This window comes from Alteromonas sp. H02 (assembly GCF_059682525.1).
The window spans coordinates 3,885,219-3,904,650 of record NZ_CM185021.1 but is presented as its reverse complement, the minus strand read 5'-3'; the positions used below and the strand labels follow the sequence as shown (position 1 = coordinate 3,904,650).

The 19,432-nt window shown below is 45.7% G+C and carries 25 protein-coding genes and 1 pseudogene; 5 read left to right on the top strand and 21 right to left on the bottom strand.

All coding sequences use genetic code 11. The features are described from left to right. Positions 1-2 precede the first annotated feature (2 nt). On the top strand, positions 3-539 hold the full coding sequence (gene lspA, locus AC566Q_RS18140) for a signal peptidase II (RefSeq protein WP_140907663.1): 537 nt from the start codon (positions 3-5) through the stop codon (positions 537-539). A 66-nt stretch (positions 540-605) separates the two neighbouring features. Here lspA and AC566Q_RS18135 read toward each other — a convergent pair whose 3' ends face one another. The 3 genes from AC566Q_RS18135 to AC566Q_RS18125 all read right to left on the bottom strand — a co-directional run bounded on the left by AC566Q_RS18135 (position 606) and on the right by AC566Q_RS18125 (position 3,336). Beyond that, the gene (locus AC566Q_RS18135) at positions 606-1,466 is read right to left on the bottom strand and encodes a sterol desaturase family protein (protein WP_186507490.1); all 861 of its coding nucleotides are present in this window, start codon (positions 1,464-1,466) and stop codon (positions 606-608) included. 74 nt (positions 1,467-1,540) lie between these two features. After that, on the bottom strand, positions 1,541-2,296 hold the full coding sequence (locus AC566Q_RS18130; protein ID WP_050991421.1) for a helix-turn-helix domain-containing protein: 756 nt from the start codon (positions 2,294-2,296) through the stop codon (positions 1,541-1,543). A 26-nt stretch (positions 2,297-2,322) separates the two neighbouring features. Then, positions 2,323-3,336 (bottom strand): tyrosine-type recombinase/integrase, encoded by a 1,014-nt coding sequence (locus tag AC566Q_RS18125; RefSeq protein WP_037431571.1) that lies wholly within the window; start codon positions 3,334-3,336, stop codon positions 2,323-2,325. Positions 3,337-3,540: 204 nt separating this feature from the next. Between AC566Q_RS18125 and AC566Q_RS18120 the strand changes: the two genes are divergently transcribed. Continuing rightward, complete coding sequence (locus tag AC566Q_RS18120; RefSeq protein ID WP_105934539.1) at positions 3,541-4,590, top strand: DNA-binding protein; 1,050 nt, start codon at positions 3,541-3,543, stop codon at positions 4,588-4,590. Between the two features lie 322 nt (positions 4,591-4,912). Beyond that, positions 4,913-5,173, top strand: coding sequence for a bile acid:sodium symporter (locus tag AC566Q_RS18115; protein WP_499609130.1), 261 nt, complete (start codon positions 4,913-4,915; stop codon positions 5,171-5,173). 378 nt (positions 5,174-5,551) lie between these two features. Here the strand turns inward: AC566Q_RS18115 and merA are convergent, their stop codons facing one another. The 11 genes and pseudogenes from merA to tnpA all read right to left on the bottom strand — a co-directional run bounded on the left by merA (position 5,552) and on the right by tnpA (position 14,319). Next, positions 5,552-7,189 (bottom strand): mercury(II) reductase, encoded by a 1,638-nt coding sequence (gene merA / locus AC566Q_RS18110; protein WP_012801201.1) that lies wholly within the window; start codon positions 7,187-7,189, stop codon positions 5,552-5,554. A 10-nt stretch (positions 7,190-7,199) separates the two neighbouring features. Continuing rightward, a pseudogene (gene merC / locus AC566Q_RS18105) lies at positions 7,200-7,645 on the bottom strand (organomercurial transporter MerC). A 13-nt stretch (positions 7,646-7,658) separates the two neighbouring features. Continuing rightward, complete coding sequence (gene merP, locus AC566Q_RS18100; RefSeq protein ID WP_012801202.1) at positions 7,659-7,934, bottom strand: mercury resistance system periplasmic binding protein MerP; 276 nt, start codon at positions 7,932-7,934, stop codon at positions 7,659-7,661. A 34-nt stretch (positions 7,935-7,968) separates the two neighbouring features. Next, complete coding sequence (locus tag AC566Q_RS18095) at positions 7,969-8,316, bottom strand: mercuric transporter MerT family protein (protein WP_012801203.1); 348 nt, start codon at positions 8,314-8,316, stop codon at positions 7,969-7,971. A gap of 84 nt (positions 8,317-8,400) precedes the next feature. Then, positions 8,401-8,796 carry a mercury resistance transcriptional regulator MerR gene (merR, locus tag AC566Q_RS18090; RefSeq protein WP_425292844.1) on the bottom strand — a complete coding sequence of 132 codons (396 nt, stop codon included), beginning with the start codon at positions 8,794-8,796 and terminating at the stop codon, positions 8,401-8,403. Positions 8,797-9,412: 616 nt separating this feature from the next. Then, a complete protein-coding gene (locus tag AC566Q_RS18085) occupies positions 9,413-9,727 on the bottom strand; it encodes a hypothetical protein (protein WP_499609125.1) in 315 nt (104 codons plus the stop codon). Between the two features lie 40 nt (positions 9,728-9,767). Then, a complete protein-coding gene (locus AC566Q_RS18080) occupies positions 9,768-10,757 on the bottom strand; it encodes an MBL fold metallo-hydrolase (RefSeq protein ID WP_499609122.1) in 990 nt (329 codons plus the stop codon). A 72-nt stretch (positions 10,758-10,829) separates the two neighbouring features. Beyond that, positions 10,830-11,831: a hypothetical protein gene (locus AC566Q_RS18075; RefSeq protein WP_499609119.1), complete on the bottom strand. Its 1,002-nt coding sequence runs from the start codon at positions 11,829-11,831 to the stop codon at positions 10,830-10,832. 288 nt (positions 11,832-12,119) lie between these two features. Further along, the gene (tnpC, locus tag AC566Q_RS18070; RefSeq protein ID WP_499609116.1) at positions 12,120-13,676 is read right to left on the bottom strand and encodes an IS66 family transposase; all 1,557 of its coding nucleotides are present in this window, start codon (positions 13,674-13,676) and stop codon (positions 12,120-12,122) included. A 23-nt stretch (positions 13,677-13,699) separates the two neighbouring features. Next, entirely contained in the window at positions 13,700-14,035 is a 336-nt protein-coding gene (gene tnpB, locus AC566Q_RS18065; RefSeq protein ID WP_499609113.1) for an IS66 family insertion sequence element accessory protein TnpB, read from the bottom strand. Next, the gene (gene tnpA / locus AC566Q_RS18060; RefSeq protein ID WP_499609110.1) at positions 14,035-14,319 is read right to left on the bottom strand and encodes an IS66 family insertion sequence element accessory protein TnpA; all 285 of its coding nucleotides are present in this window, start codon (positions 14,317-14,319) and stop codon (positions 14,035-14,037) included. The genes tnpB and tnpA overlap by 1 nt, the downstream gene beginning before the upstream one ends. Before the next feature lie 441 nt (positions 14,320-14,760). Here tnpA and AC566Q_RS18055 point away from each other — a divergent pair, with 441 nt between their 5' ends. Beyond that, the gene (locus AC566Q_RS18055) at positions 14,761-15,495 is read left to right on the top strand and encodes a hypothetical protein (RefSeq protein ID WP_499609107.1); all 735 of its coding nucleotides are present in this window, start codon (positions 14,761-14,763) and stop codon (positions 15,493-15,495) included. Positions 15,496-15,619: 124 nt separating this feature from the next. On the opposite strand, the gene AC566Q_RS18050 is transcribed toward AC566Q_RS18055, so the two are convergent. The 7 genes from AC566Q_RS18050 to AC566Q_RS18020 all read right to left on the bottom strand — a co-directional run bounded on the left by AC566Q_RS18050 (position 15,620) and on the right by AC566Q_RS18020 (position 18,964). Continuing rightward, positions 15,620-15,886 (bottom strand): hypothetical protein, encoded by a 267-nt coding sequence (locus AC566Q_RS18050; RefSeq protein ID WP_278346672.1) that lies wholly within the window; start codon positions 15,884-15,886, stop codon positions 15,620-15,622. Then, a complete protein-coding gene (locus AC566Q_RS18045) occupies positions 15,879-16,433 on the bottom strand; it encodes a hypothetical protein (RefSeq protein WP_278346673.1) in 555 nt (184 codons plus the stop codon). Before AC566Q_RS18045 ends, AC566Q_RS18050 begins: the two co-directional genes overlap by 8 nt. A gap of 268 nt (positions 16,434-16,701) precedes the next feature. Beyond that, complete coding sequence (locus AC566Q_RS18040; protein ID WP_278346674.1) at positions 16,702-17,010, bottom strand: hypothetical protein; 309 nt, start codon at positions 17,008-17,010, stop codon at positions 16,702-16,704. 38 nt (positions 17,011-17,048) lie between these two features. Next, positions 17,049-17,333 (bottom strand): helix-turn-helix domain-containing protein, encoded by a 285-nt coding sequence (locus AC566Q_RS18035; RefSeq protein WP_278346675.1) that lies wholly within the window; start codon positions 17,331-17,333, stop codon positions 17,049-17,051. Next, on the bottom strand, positions 17,326-17,664 hold the full coding sequence (locus AC566Q_RS18030) for a hypothetical protein (RefSeq protein WP_499609099.1): 339 nt from the start codon (positions 17,662-17,664) through the stop codon (positions 17,326-17,328). Before AC566Q_RS18030 ends, AC566Q_RS18035 begins: the two co-directional genes overlap by 8 nt. A gap of 81 nt (positions 17,665-17,745) precedes the next feature. After that, the gene (locus tag AC566Q_RS18025) at positions 17,746-18,120 is read right to left on the bottom strand and encodes a hypothetical protein (RefSeq protein WP_278346676.1); all 375 of its coding nucleotides are present in this window, start codon (positions 18,118-18,120) and stop codon (positions 17,746-17,748) included. Positions 18,121-18,307: 187 nt separating this feature from the next. Then, a complete protein-coding gene (locus AC566Q_RS18020) occupies positions 18,308-18,964 on the bottom strand; it encodes a response regulator (RefSeq protein WP_278346677.1) in 657 nt (218 codons plus the stop codon). 195 nt (positions 18,965-19,159) lie between these two features. Here AC566Q_RS18020 and AC566Q_RS18015 point away from each other — a divergent pair, with 195 nt between their 5' ends. Then, positions 19,160-19,432, top strand: coding sequence for an HU family DNA-binding protein (locus AC566Q_RS18015; protein ID WP_278346678.1), 273 nt, complete (start codon positions 19,160-19,162; stop codon positions 19,430-19,432).

The window sequence follows — 19,432 nt, the reverse complement described above, 5'->3', positions numbered from 1 at the left end:
TCATGGCGAACTCTAACCCGACAAACACCTTTTGTGGTTGGCTGTGTCTTTCCGGTTTGATATTACTGATGGACCAGGCGAGTAAGTATGCCGTTGAGCGTACGATAGAGTACGGTGAGCGCGTGGAGATTAACTCAATTCTTAATATCGTACACATGATGAATCCTGGGGCTGCATTCAGCTTGCTAGCTGATGCTGGTGGCTGGCAACGCTATTTCTTTATTGCATTAGCCTCTGGCGTATCGGTTTGGTTGGTTTGGACAATGCGGCGGCGTCCAACCCGGCTTGAAGCGGCGAGCTATTCGATGCTGCTTGGTGGTGCATTGGGCAACCTGGTTGATCGTGTATGGCGTGGATCGGTAGTGGACTTTCTTGATTTTCACTGGAGCTATTCTCATTGGCCAGCATTCAATCTGGCTGATACAGCGATATTCATAGGGGTGTGTATTTTTATTGTGAGTACCATAGGTAGTAGGAATCATCAAGTTCATGATGAAGGCGATAACAGCGACCATGAAAACAACAAAGGAATGAGGTAAGTGGAGAACACGCTCCCGCTGTGGCATGTGGAGCGTGTTCTCGGATTTATCAATTACTAAATAACCTCATGTCTTGTCCCGTCGAAAAGGCTGCATCAACTGTTGCCAATAGTCAGCTGGATAATTCGGCGTTGAAGCGATACCAAGATCTTTAGTACCGATCGTTCGTTCAGAGTCAAAATAAGCCGTTCCCAACAAGCGATCCGTCAAGGTGGTAAAAAGCCCGAAGTTCACATCGCCTTCTTCTGCCGTATTTAAGTGGTGGAAACGATGCACCGCGTTGATTGCGAGAACCCTCCTCAGCGGTCCAGTAAAATACGCCACGTTCGAGTGCTGCAATAGTAACTGAAGCACTACTGCAACCACCAACAACATCAGGACATTTTGTGGCACTCCTACAAAGAGCAATGGTGTCGTTCCTGCGACGGTTTCTATCAATTGATGCAATGGATGTTTCATAAGACCATTAAAACCGTATAGCCGTTTTACGCTGTGATGAACGGCATGAAGGCGCCACAGTGAAGAGAGGCGATGACTGGCAAAATGCGCCAGGGTGATGCCAACATCAGAAATGAGGATCGCCAAAAGTAACTGGAAAGCCAGCGGCCACCCGGAAGGCCATATCGGTGCCAAGACCAGCAAGCCACCAAATAACGGGAGTACAGCAACGCCAATAACATTAAGTGACTCGTTCATAAAGGCGTGAAGCAGATCGCGTCGCTGATCTTGTTGCGGTTCATTAAACGCACGATCATAGGGTGTCAGTTTTTCGGTGGCGAAGGAAATTCCTATAAATACCAAGATCAAAAATACCAGCCAACCTTGGTTGTAACCCTCGGCAACAAGATAGATAGCGACGCCATTTCCGACGAGCAAAAACAACGGCAAATACAGGAGCCTAACCAACCACGTTATGCTACGAATCATTTTAACACTCCTCGCTGATTGAGAGTGTTCAGCATCTCATGTTTACACGTAGCCACATTGAACGAAAGTGCTGTTTATTCTGACAAAAGCCGTTGAATAACTGCCGGGGAAACACCAAAAGCCTCGGTAACAGACCGGCAGAAATGGGCCTGATCGGAAAATCCCGATGCAATTGCCGCATCAGTGAGTGACATTTGGCGTGATAACTCAAACCCCGTTAATAGTTTTAACCACTTTTTATAGCTGCGTAAAGGTAAGCCGGTGCTTTCGGAAAACCAGTGGGAAAAACGACTTGGGGAAAGACGAACTTTCTTTGCCAACTCGGCTCTAGAGATTGATCGCCCATCCATGGCTTCGGCATGTAATGCTTTTAAAATGTGGCTCAATCTGCTCTTTGGATCAGATGTTTGATCGTGCCGGTAGTGACGCTCGAAAGCCTCCAGTTCGAATGAAAGGTTTTCCGTGGCAGTAAAGCGAGATAAACACGCCGTATTGAATTCCTCACGGAGTGTCCCAATGGGTTGCATCAACGGATTTTTTATGTGAGGCAGCAAGGCTTTGCAAATATCATGGGTTGGATCGATATAAATACACAGTACCTCGGCCATTATCAATTGATGAGTAACTCCAGCCGGTATCCATAACCCCTTTTCTTTGTGCCGTGTTTCGCTGGAAATGACTTCAACGTTTGCATCTAAACCGATCGCGATTTGATGCGCCCAATGTTTATGGGGCTTATTGTCTCCTGACTCGCCGAGGAACGCACCGATACCTGGTGTTATCGCTACTGAGCCGCGCCATGGGTTCACTAAAGTATTTGTTGTGATCATTACCCTATCTCTACAAAGGCAGCTTTTCATTGTAGTTGACTGTCTATAAGCGCTTGCAACTTTTCTAGGAGGATAAATGAGGCATTATTGGTGAATTGCTGTCCTTCTTCGATGTACTCCCATACGGTAGCGTCGCTCTTCCAGCCGCCTTGTTTCTTAATAAACTCAAAGTCGATTTTTTCCCTCGCTGCCGATGTAGAGAGGCCACGCCGAAAGCTATGGCTGCTCAAGTCCGGCACGAAATCGAACTGACAGGCGTTGCCCAGAGTCTTGAGTAATTGATTAATGCCACCGGGATTCAGTGCTTTGGGTTGAACCTTATCCCAACGGTTAACGGGACGAAAAACCGGACCTTCATTGATATCAGCCAATTCTATCCAGTTCTTCATGGCCATAGCAGGACAGCAGCCTGGTGCACCGAAAGGTAATGCTCGCACTAAGCCCATGGCTTGTTGATCGGTCTTGGAACGAGACAGCCGGATGAGAAGTCCTTCTGGTTCCCACACCAGATCACCGATTTGAATGGCCACCAATTCGCTACGACGAAAGGCGCCAAAAAAGCCGGTCAACACCAGCGCGATATCCCGCTGTTTCTTTTTGGTGTCAGGCAGTTGCCGCAAGTGATTCACCATCTGGGCAATGTGCTCCAAACGTAATGCCTTGGCTTTGCGTTTGGGTTGGCCTTGAGTACGACGAACGCCTTCCATGGTTTTGCGGACCAACGGATCGCTTACCGGATCGATGAGCCCTTGGTAATGGTGCCATTGGCTAATGGCGGTCAGGTGCAGATCCAGGGTCCGGGGGTTGAGCGATTCGGCTCTGGCCAGCAGGTAACGCACGACAGTATCCCGATCCGAGGGCAGGCGACCACCCCATTTTTCAAATTGGCGAATGGCCGAGCGGTAGGCTTTGCGCGTGTTGTCGGACGTCGCTGCCTGGAGGTAGTGCCGCAATGATTCGGCTTCCTGACGTTCAATCAGGGTCGATTCCTCATTACGTAATGGCAAGTTGCTAGCCGGTTTTGGCGGTTTGTTGTTCATGAATAGGATTTCCTTCGATGTCGCTCAAAAGGCGGCTATGTACCGGCGTTACAAGTCGAAAATTTACGTCAAGATCCATTAACCTACGATAAGGTAGATTATCGGTGGTTAGTATCTTGAATTCAAGCGATCTTGAAAAACACATATATAATGTTATATTACGTGTTATGTAATATGTTACTAAATAATCCGAGAGGAATCACCATGGCCCGTGCCGGAGTCACTTATCACGATATCGCTAAAGCAGCTGAAGTCATTAAAACACATGGCCAGGAACCCACGGTGGATAGGGTGCGCGAGCATCTGGGCACCGGCAGCAAAAGCACCATCGCGCCATTGCTCAAGCGTTGGCGGTCAGACAATGGGGAGGCGGCCGATGTCAGTGGACTGCCGAACGACCTCATCGAGGTGGTAAAGTCCCTGCATGAGCGGGTACAGCAGATGGCCGACCACCGTATCGAACAAGGTCGCCAGGAATTCGAGACTTTAAAGGAAGAACTCCGCACAGAGTTGACCTATGCCAACAACACCATCGCGCAACTTACTGCCCGACAACGGGACCTTGAGAACCAGATAGCACGAATTACCGAGGAAAAAAGCCTGCAAGACAAGTCCCTGGAAGACGCACGCGTCAGGCTGGCAAAGGCCGAGTCTCAGCGGGACGAAGCTCTTACGCGAGCCAACGACTTGAAGGAGAGTGTCAGTGAACTCAGGCAAGAAAACCGGGATATTCGCGATCATTTCGAACATTACCAGCAGCGCACTGCCGAAGACCGCCAGCAGGAGCGCGAACAGTTCCGTATAGTTAACCAGGGGTTAAATGATCAGATTCAGGATCTGCAACACCGGCTCGCACAGACTGAGTCGAGAGCGTCCGAGCTATTCGACATCAACGCGCAGTTACAACGAAATGCCGATGAATTAAAACGGGCCAATGCGGCGCTAAATAGCGACTTGAACGCAAAGATGGAAGATATCCAGAACCTGGAACACGAGTATGAAGAAGCCGTGACAAGGTGCCGGGAATACCAGCATAAAAATGAGCAATTGTCGGAAAACATGGCCGCGCTCACCACTCAGAAAGCAGATGTCGATAAGCAAGTGGCCGTGTTATCCCACGCACTGGAGACCACCAAAGCCGAACTGAAAACCGCCCAGGATAAAGTGGCATTTCTGACCGATGAGAATAAGGTGATTCTTCAGGAAAAAGCAGTGATCCAAGGGCAGTTTAAACAGCTTCAAAGTTCGCTATAACGATTTAATGGATGTGTTTTGATCGTCTGGCTGCAAATGCAGAAATCGTTGCCAGCCCCTAAACGAGCAAACTTGGCAAATTTGTCGGTTCTTCCACAAGACCCTGCAGGCCAAGGAGAAGCATCGATTCGACCAACGTCAGGTGGAAAAAGAATATTGATATTCCTACATATTATCAATGTGTTATAGGTTTTGTGGCTAAATTCAACGCTTTTACCGGCCGAATGCAGCCGAACCTCAAATACAGGGATTAACGGCTATCAAACGAAAACCTACGGTTACGAGGGTGCCACAGGATTCAAAACCGTAGGTTTTCGTTCAAATGCCCCCGCTGGTCCTAGTTCCGCTCCTTTTTCTATGGCTGACAGGGATACAGCTAGAAGTCCCTCTCGTTTCCATCATCCTGGAGTTAGCTCTAGTTGTTTTAGTGCCTACAATTCTCGGTGTAACCTTACGCACCAACTTTCCGACGATTATTTCAAAGCATGATTCGACTTACGCAGGAATTGGGTCAGTCTTCTATCTTGTAATATTACTTGCGGTAGTGGCTTCCAATGCAGAAACCATCATTGGTTATGGATAGTATGCTTTTGTAATTGCTGGAGCAGCTTTAAGTCTAAATCTTTGTGGCTACTTAATTGGAATGGCTTCACGGTTTATAACGACAGACCGACCGGAAGTCATCGCATACCTATTTACTGTCAGCAAAAAAGAATTTAGCATTGCAGCGGCTTTTGTGGCTGCATCCCGGTTGCCATCAGAAATAGTAATACCAGCCACATTCTTTGCAGTAATTCAGATGATCACATCTCCTATTGTGGCCAAATATCTTGCTTGAGGCTAGCTCTCAAACAGTTACTGAAGAAACTTTCCACGAAGAAATATGCAGTAAATTGGTAGTACCGTATCACTGGAAACCAAAAGCAGACTCATAAATATCTTTTCTGACGAAAGATAAAGCTTACCCAGCACAGCAAGACAGTTCTTTAATATCTTTACTGAAAGTTTGTGCACAAAGCTTCAGGCCTTCCACCATAGTTAAATAAGGAAACAATTGATCCGCTAAGTCATCCACTGTCATGTGGTTGTGAATCGCCAGTGCCGCGCTCTGGATAATCTCGCCGCCATCATGAGCTAATACTTGGGCTCCGATCAGGCGTTGGGAGCCAGCTTCAACCACCAGTTTGATGAAACCCTGAGAGTCGAAGTTAGCCAGTGCTCGAGGCACGTTTTCCAGTGGCAATACTCGACTTTCGGTCTCAATATTCTGTGCATGAGCTTCTTGTTCTGACAACCCTACCGTTGCTACCTGCGGTTCGGTAAAGATCACGGCTGGCATCGCGGATAGATTCAACCGAGCTTCACCCCCTGTCATGTTAATCCCTGCACGACTGCCTGCCGCTGCCGCGACATAAACCAGTTGCGGCATGTTACTACAATCACCTGCTGCGTAAATATGTGACTGTGATGTGCGCATCTGATCACCTACAGTGACCGCTCCATTGGCCTCTTTTTCTACACCGGCAGCGGCAAGATTAAGCTTACCGGTATTAGGTGCACGGCCGGTGGCGACCAGCAATTTATCGCCACGAATTTCTCCTTGCTCGGTATCAAGGATAAACTTATTATCTTCATAAGACACCTGACTGGCTTGGGTATGTTCCAGTACGCGAATGCCTTCCTGTTCAAAAGCTACGGTTAAGCCTTCTCCCAACAGTGGGTCTTCACGGAGCAATAAAGTACTGCGAGCCAAGATAGTGACCTCTGCACCCAGCCGACGATAAGCTTGAGCAAGTTCGACAGCCACAACTGAAGAGCCTATCACTAACAAGTGCTCAGGTAGCTCAGTTTCGAATAAAGCTTCCGTCGAAGTCCAATAAGGGGTATCAACCAGGCCTGGAATAGGAGGAATAGATGGCTGACTGCCGCTGGCAATCAAAAAGCGATCTGCAACCAGCTCTTGCTCGTAACCATCTTTGTTGCGAATAGTTAAGGTATGAGTATCTTTAAAAGATGCATAACCTTGTACCAATGACAATGCTGGATTGGTATCCAGAATATGCTGATATTTGGCGGCACGTAACTCTTCCACGCGTGCAGTTTGTTGTTTCGCTAACAAGCTACGATCCAAAGAAGGTTCATGATTTTCTAGACCGTCGAAAGGATTGTTACGCTGCTGTTCAGCCAGCTGGGCAGCCCGGAGCAGAATTTTCGAAGGTACACAACCGACATTAACACAACAACCTCCGATCACATCTCCAGCTTCAACGAGTGTGACTTGTGCTCCATTTTCCACTGCCTTGATAGCACAAGCAAAAGCAGCCGAGCCAGTACCGATGATAGCGACATGCAGCGACTTTTTGTCAGTCACATCTTCACTATCGCAGCCATCTAACGCGACAGGTTGAGCCGTGTAGCCAAGAGCTTTGATGGTATTGATTAGCGTCTGTTCATTGACATCAGATTCTGCTTCGACGACTGCACTGGATTTCGTATAAAAAACGGTGGCATTTCTGACGCCAGGCATGACGATCAAGGCATCTTCGATCTGCTGAGGGCATCTTTCACAAGTCATTCCAGAGATGGAGAATTTACGCATAAAGACCTCCTTATGGATTTGAGTGAGTGTTGTCGGCAGGAAGCACACAACTTTCATTGTCACAGCGTTTATTCGCTGGCGAAAAAATATCCCAGATTGATACCGCTACCATCAGTGCCAAGGCTGAGTACGTCACATAAGTGCTCCAGGCATATTGAAAGAACGGATAAAGTGATAGCAACAACAGAATAGGCCCTAGCATACCAAGCAGGTTACGATGCCACTGCTTGTGACCAATCCAGCCAAGTCCGTTAACTATTAGGCTAACCCAAGCCAATATAGGCAAGAGTGTATTGATAAAGAACCACTACCACTGACTGAGGAACCCTGCCCGATGGCTGCCCCCAAGCTGGCGATGGCCGGAAAGCACATGGCACAACCCATGGCAGACACCACGGCACCTAATGAGCTGGCTTTGTCGCCAATGCGGGTAAAAAGACTCAGCAGGTTCTTCATTAGTATTCGTCCTTTATTGCTTTACCACAGATGGATAGCCGGCATTTTTTGTGGCCTCGGTCAGCTTTTCCACCGTAGTTTTTTCATCATCAAAAGTGACCACGGCTAACTTATCTTCGAAGGTCACTTCAGCTTTGGTAACTCCCTCAACCTGTTGCAATGCTTTTTCCACCGTAATCGGACAAGTTACGCAGGTCATCGTGGGAACTTCAAGCATGACTGTTTGCTGCTTGGCAAACGCACCCAAGCTAAGTATTGATAGTAGGGATAATAGTGCAATTTTTTTCATCTTCTTCTCCAAGGGTTATTTCTCAACGATATAATTAAGCAAACCAGATAATCCAGTAATTGCTAGTGACTAATATTAATGCAATGAAGGCGGTTACCCAGAAAATGATCTGCCGGCGCTTACGTACTTGTGGCATTGCACAAGCGGTTCCAGGCTCACACTCTTCTATAGGTCGATAAACTTTCCAACCGGCAAAACTAAATAAAACCAGTACCAGCAAGATAAAAATAGGGCGGTATGGCTCCAATACGGTCAGATTGCCAATCCAAGAACCACTAACGCCTAGTAGTAACAAGACTAAGGGCCCAGCACAACAAAGCCCAGCACCAATAGCAGCAGCAATACCACCAACTAGCGGTAAACTGGTATCGTTTTTTGCCATGGCTTACTCCACTTCAAATGTTCTGATAGAAAACAGTATAAACTCCGTATCCAAGTACGGAGTCAAGGGGTTTAGCGATTGTTATTAGTTGTTTTCTGGGAGAAGGGAAGTAATAATCGGGCAATGTGCCTGTTCAGTGTTGCTTGCACATTGTTTCAGTAAATCATTAAGACTGGTTTCTAAGCGGCGTAGATCAGCCATTTTTGCACGAACACTGGCAAGTTTGTGGTTTGCTATACTTTGTACTTCTTGGCAAGAAGTCTCTTCCAGCATCAGCAAGTTAGCGATCTCATCCAAGGAAAACCCTAACTCTTGAGCACGTTTGATAAACCGAATGCGATTCAAAGTCGTCTCAGGATAACGACGATAACCTTTAACGGGTTTTTGGGGCTGTTCAATTAAGCCGCACCGTTCATAATATCTAACGGTCTCAACGTTTACGCTTGCCAATTTGGCAAGTTGACCAATTACATACATAATTTAACCGTATTGTCGGTACTGAAGTGGGTAGTAAAATTCTAAGTTGAAAGTACGAATATAACAAACAGTGTATCAATAGCGCAAAGTCTGCTGTTAGTTCGTTGAGATATTCAATATATTTCATATGGTTAAACTATTTTTTGGTCGATTTATCACGAATCGTGGCCGTACCTCAAGAAAGGGGGTATCAATGTTGCCTAACAAGACCACAAGGACAGTTGAGAAAGGCACCGCGTGAACGATTACTAAGGTTCTGAAAACGGTCTTATCCTGACATGCCTGAGCATACACATAAGCCATGCAGGTAAGACCTATGAACCCAACAAAATGCCCTAAACCTCGAAATGACGGTATTGACGCATCAACCGCATGACCGAGCCCCCCGATAGCAGCCGCAGTAAGTGTTATTAAAAGCCCCACTAAATAGAGGGACAGTGATACAAAATGTTGACTCTGATACATAAAAACTCCGATTAAAAAAACGGAGAATAGCATCGAGTTGTTCACAAACTTGCATAATCAAGAGGAAATGTGAACGGTCTAACATTTTTTTCAGCGGGTACCGGCAAAGCGTTTCACTTTACGATAGGGAATAGGAAGTGTTGAAGCAATTAAGTCAACGGTCAGCCTTCTGCAGGTTGATCTTTTCATACAGTTCGACAAACACATGCTCCGGCATCCAGGTTTCATACTGGTCCTTTTGGCCCAAGTTTCTCACAACCAGATAACCCGCAAATATGCGATTACTGGATGGTGGACTTTTCATAGTGTGAGTATCACGAAGCTTATCGAAACGATGTTGATATTCCCGGTTGCTCAGTTCCACCGCAAGCACGACGACGCCAAATGTCTGACCAACCTCTCGATCAACAGCCTTGTATGCCATCAGTGAATCAATATCCATATAAGCCCGATTGAAGTCGTAAGCCATAATTACTCCCTATTTCTGCTGGCAAGCAGTATGGTACCGGTTATTGAATGATAGGTAACGCGAATGGTTTTATTCCTTCGGGGAACGCGATGGTAACCGGGTTTCCATCACAGCCAGCTTCAGATGTTGCTAATTTATCCAATTCAGACATTGTCCCTTTGATATCATCTATCCAATTCGGGATCACTGCCATCTTGTCGCGGACTTCACTAAAGAAATAATCCCAATGCACAGGAACAACAACCTTGGCACAGGTATCCAGCACCGCTTTTTGCCAATACTCCTCAATGTAGTCAATGTCGTTGTTGTAAAGCCCAGGCTGACGCAGTTCATTACTCAGTAATCCAATCCCCATAAATACCACATCAGCTTCTAAGTCGTTATACCCGGCCAGGTAGCCAGCGCTTGGGATCACTAAAATCGAGGCCGCTGGATGGGTTATATGCACGCTGTAGACGTCACCAGGATCAGCATACGCTTCCCCACCCATCGCGGCATTTAACTTTGGTTCGACCCACTTCTGAGGACCGGTTTTTTCAACGTGTGGGGAGCGAAGAAGGGTGACCTTAAACTTCCCTTCAGTAAACTGCGTTTTTGGCTCGGAAAGCTCCTTGTATTTCACATTACTGAGTAATTGAATGGTTTGTTCAGAGCCATATATTGTAGCGTCCGGATACGTTTCGCCGACAGATTGCACGTCCAATGCATGGTCGAAGTGAGTATGCGAAATGACAACAGCATTCAGAATGCTGATCGCAGATTTCTCTTTAAGAAAGGTTTCCACCCATGCTCGATCAGAGTGGATATCATTAATGATGTTTGACAAAAGCGATTCACGAGTAAGATAAGCATCAACCATTAGGCCGCTATCGCCATCGGTGAAATAGAGTGTCGATGTGCCTAAAAACCGACCATAAAGATCGGGTTTAACCGTCGATTCATCAACAGTCGGAATATACCTGGATGGTTGATACGCACATGCTGTCAGCAACATTGCAGCCAGTGATATTGTGAGCCGTATACTCGACATTAGTATTCCTTTACTGTTTACGTCAGGATTACCTTACTATCGACAACAAATCACTACAAAGCAAGCAACGCGCTATTTATCGACAGAAAACTCTTTTTGTACAACTTGCTTATGCAGTCGATTATTTTCTTTTTGCAGTTCAGTATTCCGGGTTTCCAGCTGCTCAATCCGAAGCGTTAAATTGGCCAGTTCTTCATCTTTTTGGCTATCAAAATTCAAACCGAACAAATCACTTAATGGATCGCTTTCCTGCACTTTCCGCACTGCGTCATTGGCGATATTAAGCTCTTTTTTTAGCTCTCTGATTTGCCTTTGTTTAGTGGTGCGCGTTTCTTTGAGTTGTTCAGTGAGCGTGTCTATCCGTGCAAATGCATCTTTGATAGTGTCTTTAAATACTCGCACAAAGTAGCTTCGAGTACGGCTGGCAGATTTCGCAGCTTTCGCTCGAACATTGAATTTTGTCTTAGCAACGATAGGCGAAAATCCGGCTAAATACTCGTAATCTGTTGTCATTAAATGACTAAGCATTGTCACGGGCCTTACCGTAGCTTCAACGCGTTGTCGAACGACTGATTGCAATTCTTCATTCAAAGCTAAGCAGTCTGAGGGGAGGGTACTGGGGCAATACTCTAACTGTCCTGGCGCATCGTTCAGTAAGGAAATCGAATCAAGCATCTTATTCACATGATAGCGTTCCCGGGGGGTTAGGGCCCTGTTATTAAACACGCGATAAAGCCGCGCGTAGATTTTAAAGGTAAGGGGTAGCGATGCAATAAGCAACAGGACATAAAGGGCCTTATCGTTAGCGACTATTTCCGTAACATTATTTTGTTTAAGCGCGAGTTCTACAATCAGCCAGGCATTAGACAGGGATTCGTAATTACACTCCGGCTTTTGGTTACCCCATTTTAGTTCTTCGTATACGTGCTCATCGACCGTTGCAAGGGAAGCTAACATGCTTTCGATGTCTTTCTGGGCCTGAGTGTTAATTGCTAACTGATGCGCGCCGCTTTCATCGGAATGGAAGATTTGTGGGGATTCAAATTCTGGATTGACTTCTTTTGCTACCGACATAAACATACCCTGTAGTTTTGATGACGTCATTAAATGTATTAGTAGCCAATTTTCATGGCAATTACCGAGCATTACGATAAGTCATTATTTTGTCTACTATTTCCACAACAATAAAAAGTAAGCGCTGCATTTTTTAATTATGGTTATACTCTTTTAAAAACTGATGGTTAGCGCAATAAACCTTTTTCTGTTCAATACCAATATGGCTAAACCATTGAAAAGACTGAACCACATAGCTTTTAAGTCACTAACTGCCATATCAACGTAAGCGATCAATATAGACCCGGATCACCCCATTTTATCTAAGTCGCTCGTTAATTTTTTGTCCGTGAATTTCTCTTTCCAGACTCTTGGCGTCAGGTCGAGTACATCCTTGGCCGGATGCAGTGCTACACGCTGCAATACATCCACGAGGTAGTGGTAGGGATTGACGCCTTGCAGGCGGCAAGTCACCATCAGGCTTTGTAGTATACCCAGTTGCTCAGCCCCAAGTTCAGACCAGCAGAACAAATAGTTTTTTCTGCCCATGGGAATAACCCGCAGTGCCCGTTCCAGATGATTGGTATCCAGGGGTAACGCCGGGTTACTCAGGAACACCTTGAGTTGGCTCTCCCGCTCATGCGCATAGTGAAGCGCCTTGGCGAAGGGGGATTTGGGTAGTAAATCGGTGCGCTGGCGTTGTTGGTAGACCCACCGGAAGAAGTCAGTCACGAGTGGTTCGCTATGTTGTTGGCGGTAGGCATGGATATCAGCCAGGTCTGATTGCTTATCCCGGATGTGTTTTTCATGCCGGTAGAGCGTGGCGATGATATCCAGTGCCTGTTGCGCTGTTTGCGGCTCACTGTCGAGGGCTTTTTCAAAGCCTCTGCGCATGTGTACCCAACAGGCAGCGTGCACAATCTGCAGTTCGTGTTGATTTAATTGTTCAACCGTTTTGGTGTAAGCGGCATAGCCGTCGGTCAGCAAGGTACCGGTAAAGTCCTGTAGCTGTGCTTTGGCATGCAACATGCCCCGGCTGTGACTCCAGGTAAACGCCACCTCATCACTGTCACCGTACATCGGCCAGAAGTAGGTTTGTTTCATTTGCCCCGGTTTTCGGCCAGCCCCTTTGGTACGCCCGGCTTTAATGGGCACTTCATCCATGGTCAGTATGTTGCTTTGCAGAATGTGCTGCCACTGGGCCTTGGCGATGGGCCGAAGCAGCTCAATGCCTTGTTGTATCCAGTTGATTAAGGTAGCCCGGCTAAGGGTGATACCGCTATCGAGCATCCGTTGATGTTGGCGGTGAAGCGGTAAGTGATATACCGCTTTATCCACCATGAGTCCAGCGAGCAGTGAAACATCGCAGTAACAGCCTTCCAGTACATTGGTAGGAGCCGGGGTATCCTTAATAGTTTGCGTGGTTTTATGACGCACGACCTGACGACGGAACCTCAATACCACATAACTGCCAGGCTGTTGTGCTAAGCGACAGGTTTCTTTGATATCAACAACTTCATACTGGTCGGCATTCGTTCCTTGTAATTCCGGCGCAGGCAGGTCAATCACCTGTTGCGGCACCGTCTCATCAAAGCGCAGGCCGTCATCATTCACATCTGAGTCGCGGCGTTGTTTTTGGGATGAGCGGGTATGGGCCTTCACCGGTTTGGTGTCTGCCGGTAAGGCGTGCGACTCTCCCTCGTCAAACAGGCTGCTCTGGGCCGGATTATCCACCAACACCTTTTCAGACTTACGCCCGAACAACTGGCGTTTAAGCCAGTCGAGTTGATGCTTGAGTTGCGCAACTTCATCTGATAAAGCCGCAATTTGTGCATCTTTCAAGGTGTTATCTGAGGGCGTTTTCATGGGCTAAATTATAACAAAATCAGTCAATTAAATCGCCTGTTTTGTTTGTCTTTTTGCCAGTAAATGCCATCAATCAAACACTGTAACTGAGCACTGTTTAATGGTGTTTTTGCTGTACCGTCAGTGACTTTGGCGAAGGTGCCTTTTTCTAACCGTTTACTCCACAAACAATAGCCGCCCTGGTAGTAATACAACACCTTTAGCTGCGTGCGGCGTTTATTGATAAACACAAACCAGTCACCACAATGCGCCTGCATCCCCAGCTTGCCCAGCACCAGTGCCGCCAGCCCGTCAAACTGTTTGCGCATATCGGTATTGCCGGTATACAACCAGATACGCCCATTGGATAAGGGTAACATCAGGCGGCTCGGTTCATCCGCAGCACCACACCACCGGGCAAGGTCAGTTCAATCTCCCAGGTAGCGCCTGCACTTTGGTTACCACTCGCTGGCATATCAAAGGCAAGCCAGTTATCCTGCTGCGCAAACGGTTGACTATCATCACTCAGCTTTTTACGCCACAAATAGAAATTTGATACCGTTAACGCATGCTGTGCACAAAATTCACTGACTGTCAGTTCGCCTGCTGCTTGCTTATCAATCAATTCCTGCCATTGCTCGCGTGTTCGTCTTTTTGTTGCCATCGATTAAGTCTCCGTGAGTAAAATCTACGGGGACCATTTTACGGGGTAGCTCCGCCGGGAAAAGACGGTCTAAATTGATCGCTTACATATCAACTACTCGAAAACAAAATAGAACGCTGGATTTTTATTTCTACCGTTTATTAATAATAATTAGCCACTTACATTAATTCTTTACGCTATCCCGCCACCCGGCCGGTGGATTTAGATCAAGTGAGGCTTCCGCCCACCAGAGCAATGCACTAATACACTAACTGGTACGTGGAGGAATAAGCCTATGCCTGACAAAGACACCATGCATGAATACCGGCGATTATTACTTTTAATAGCGGTATTCGGCCTTTCCCTTATCGCTCTTTCCACCGTCATTTAGCGTCAGAACGCAAAGTAGCGCGATACGGTAACCATGGCATTCTGGATTTACATTTACCAGGAGTACCTACCTTGAATACACTAAATGATATGCACCAATTCATGTTTAACGAGCTTGAGTTCAAACTCAATCAAGCACTTTCTTCAACAGTCCAAAACTGGTTTACCCTGTTGCAAACGAAATCCCCCGCGGACTGTATCGATACAACCGTGCCAAAAACAGTTTTGATGACATTGGCATCTTCAGGATTTAAACTCACTCACGCATCTGTCGAATATTACCCTGGCGATTACTACGTGGCTCCTTTCGACCACCAGCAATTGAGTGGTTTCTTACCATTTGCACCACCTGAATCAGCACTACGTATGGTACTTATCAACCGGCATACCGGAACATTGCATATCCTTGCGGATTCGGCCTGGCCAATAGTCTCACTTTGTTTGTACAACGAATTCACCACCTGGACGGCTTTGGTGAATGTACTCGTTGAAAAAGCCGGCGAACCTCTTATCAAGGCATCGTCTTTGGCAGTAGATTTGACTCCAGGTGAACGGATGGAGATTGATAACGTTCACGAACCAATTGCAAAACTACGATACCTCACAAACCATATCAGTAATGGTATTCACCTTTACGCCGTAATCATGACGTTCTACCCCGGAGCATCGCCCGGTACCCCTTTCTTTCAAACCAAGCTTGAGGCTATTACTCATGCTTTACGCAATAGTCAGCACTTCGACATTGCGGACTACAACCCTAACGTCATTACTAATACCAATATCGATACTGCATCCAGCGCCGCCTAATGACTATTCTCTTCCAACACCACGGCGGCTAACGCGCTGAAAGTTGGTGTTCTGGTAAAGCCCGTAATAACTTTATACGGGCCATAGCCATAAAGAATAAGTGAATGCTTTTTTTTCGTGTTTCCTATCTCATAAAAAACGTTATTGCACCAAAGAAAGCAATCGAAATAAAGATTAACCAATGCTCAATTCTCCTTGGAGGTAAGACACCAATGCAGGACAATGTAACACCCGCTATAAGAGCAGTATTACCTTCTATAGAGAAGGGCTTTCCCCAAAGCCAAATAAAGGCAAAGTTTATTAAAGTTAGCAATGCTAGAAAGCTTGAAGCCATCTTCCAGTCTGTTTTGTTTGGTGCTCTTAAAAATGGCACTTTTGTGTCTTCATTCAATGATCAATTCCTTGCGCAATGTCGAAGCACTGTTTTGATTGAATCTCTTTGCATGCTCAAGATAAAGTTCAATATCTAGTTTTGTTAAACAGTTTTTTGGGTTTTTCTTCAAAAGATACATTAGGTAATCAAAACCCGGTGTCCCATTGATAGAACTGATAAATTCATCGATTTCCTCTTTTGAAGCTTCATCCGTAGACACCAAAAGGCTATGAGTTAGCGCTGTGTAAACGGATAAAACAGCAACCACTGGTGCATTCAAAAAGAAAATAATCTTTGATGTTATAGCTGCGTCAAAAGGAAAAAGCCAAGCTTGTAGAGGAAGTGAAAGGTATAAAAACACAAGTAGTCTCGCTGGTATAACAAAAGATTTTTTTGCTCGTTGCCTTATTAGTCTTGTTTTCACTGTGGAGATATAAAGGCTTAAGCGAAGTGGACCATTTTTAGTAAAGTTGCCGTAATCAGACGGCTGTAGTGCAACTATATTTGACAATATTCCGACAAAGCAAACTCCAGCACACGCAAAAAACAATATTTCATAATTCATACGTAATTTTCCATCACCTAATCAGGCTGTTTTTCAAGTTTAAAAAAAGACTCGCAGGGGGCATGCTTATCTCGGCACGAATGACAACAGAACAAGATTTCATATATGTACAAGCTTTCTAAGTCGCCTGTATGAACTATTTCATCGTGGCCCACAGAAGAGTCACAGTATTGGCAGTAAGGCTTTCTTGCTGCATAAGCAGAGTCAACATCCTTCCACTCCTTGTCAGTGAGCATTCTGTTACCAGAGTTTGAAAGCATCATGTTTCCTACTTTGAATCTTTATCGACCAACATATCTAATGTGCACAGTAGCTCAATACAAAATGAGCCGTATTCACTTTCCCCGGTATCGCATTGTTTCATCCCTGCATCATCCAAAACTACATTGCCGTCCGAATAGGTATAGCTGGAAAGTTTTACTCTCTCGTAGAAGTAAAGTGAAGGCTTAAAGTTATCGGGACAAAGAGATGTACCTATTAACTCCCTCGCTTCATCCTCTGTTAGCACTTTCTTCACTTCGGAGGCAAGAGCACCACTTGAACAAGCAATAATTAACGTTAGTAAAATCTTTTTCATATATCCCATACAAATGTTGCCCATTTAAACCATCTAACTTAAGTGCACTCTAGCACGTTTTTGATGTGCTGCAAATTATTCCGAATCCAATCTTTATCAATTGCGCCCCATGATTTAACAGCGTAACTGGCGTTCTTAGTCCCGCCCCGACTCTCAATAACGATATCGAGGTCAGCAAGCGCCTTTAACGTGTCCTGAAGCGTTCTACGGTGCATTTCTGTGGCATCGAGCAATGCAGGTACAGTGTTGGAGCCAGAATCAATCAGATACGCGACATAAAGCCTTCTGTAGTAGCTTGTTTTTGTTTTGCTATAGCTAGTCATTTTTCGGCGGTCTTCCCCGTTTCTTGGGTTTGGGCATCATCTTTTGAGCCACCTTTCTAATATGGTTGAAATCTACATCCGTATAGTCACGCTGCGCCTCTTCAGTCTTATGGTGGAGCAGTGTTTGAATTATACGTGATGTGTCAGGGTTATTTTTCTTCTGTAATAATCTTTGTGCGAACTGAGCAAAACTATGACGCCCAGCGTGACTGCTAGAGTTTTGGTACCCATAATCCTTATAGAGTTTTGTCAGAAGGTTTTGAACAGCAGTAGCAACCTTGTATTCCTTGCCTTTCGAGACTTTTCTAGTGAGCGAAAACGGTTGCCACATACCTCGCCAGTTACTAAGAAATACATGCGACTCAGGATCTAAGCCCCTATATTCAACTGAACCATGTTTAGCCAGCCCAATTCAATGCTTAACTCTCGCATCGAACCATTTTTCTAAATACTGTCTGTATTCACGCACATTGGGGATATGGGCTATGGCTGGATAATTACCTTTCGTTCCCTCTTTTCTCAAGCGTGTGACGTACATTAAGGAGCCATCAGGGTATAGCGCTTCTTTTATTTTCCACTGGCTCACTTCAACAGCTCTGAAGCAACTAAAATAGGTCGTTAACAACATGCATTGGTTGCGCAAGCCAATCAGCGGATCAACACCCTCGTTATCTACACGCTCGACCATATCTAGGAACTCATCTGGCGTAAGGGTTTCTGGTTGTTTAACAGTTCGCAAAGAAGGAGGGTTCCAGCGCCACTTAAAGTCTATATTTTCATCCGACATATTTATATAGGAAACTAGGTTTCCAATATCGTAGTATAAAATAACAGCACCCGTCTACAAGTCGCTAGAAATAAAGGGTGATGGGAAACGTTGAGGCACTTTGAATCTGTATTACTTAGTGTGCTACTACCAACGCAGAACAGCATCTTTGCTACCGTTGCTATGCGAATGCACAAACGAAGCAATGTCATGCACAAAGCTTTTGGTTCACCTTAATTAGTTTGTAAAACAAAGCCAGATGAACTAACTCAACATCTGTTTTTATGCCTAGTTTTTCAAACATTCGATAGCGATAGGTATTTACTGTTTTCGCTGTAATCGAAAGCTCCTTGGCTATATCAGCTGACTTTGTCCCCTTTGAGAGGAGCAAAGCTATATTGAGCTCTCTTTCTGACAGTGCCTGGAACGGCGTTTCACTAACGGATGAATTATATCGACTCAATGCTAATCGCTGTGCAACGTCTTGCGGTAAGTATCGCACACCAGCCGTTACACGTCGCACAGACTCGACCATGATATCGATAGTGACGTCTTTCGTAATGACGCCATGCACCCCAATATCCAGGAGCTGTGAAACAAGCGCTAACTGACCCGAGTCAGAAATGAAAACGATTTTAGTGCCGGGGAATCGTCGTATCAGGCGTTTCGCGGTTTCAATGGCGCCAATCCCCTGTACGCTGACATCGAGAAGTACGACATCAGGATTTAACTTCTGGCAGCATGAAACAACTTGCTCCCCTGACGCGGCTACCGCCACAACCTCGAAGTCTGTCTCAAACGACAATATGCGCTTGATCCCTGTACGAACCAATTCATGCTCATCAGCAATTAGTATTGTAATCACGCCACTCACCACTAATAGTTAAATTCCCTAATAACTAAAAGTATAAATCGCCCCTTATATTATTACAGGACGAGATGTGTCCTAAATTCACGCTAAACTCATATATACAGGCGTTCACAGCGATATTCCTTGAAATATAAGGCGATGACATACAGGATATTACCGCTATTTATCTATTAACCAGTAAGGAAAAACATGAACAAAGCAGAGTTAATTGAAGCAATTGCTGAGAAAGCAGAACTAAGTAAAGCAACTGCCGGCAAAGCACTGGATGCAACCACTGATGCCATCACAGAAGCGCTCGCCGGTGGAGACAGTATTTCACTCGTCGGATTCGGTACTTTTTCCGTCAAAGAAAGGGCAGAACGAACTGGGCGCAACCCGCAAACTGGTGAAGCATTGACCATAAAAGCGGCTCGGTTGCCAAATTTCAAGTCAGGTTCAAAGCTAAAAGATGCAGTGAACTAA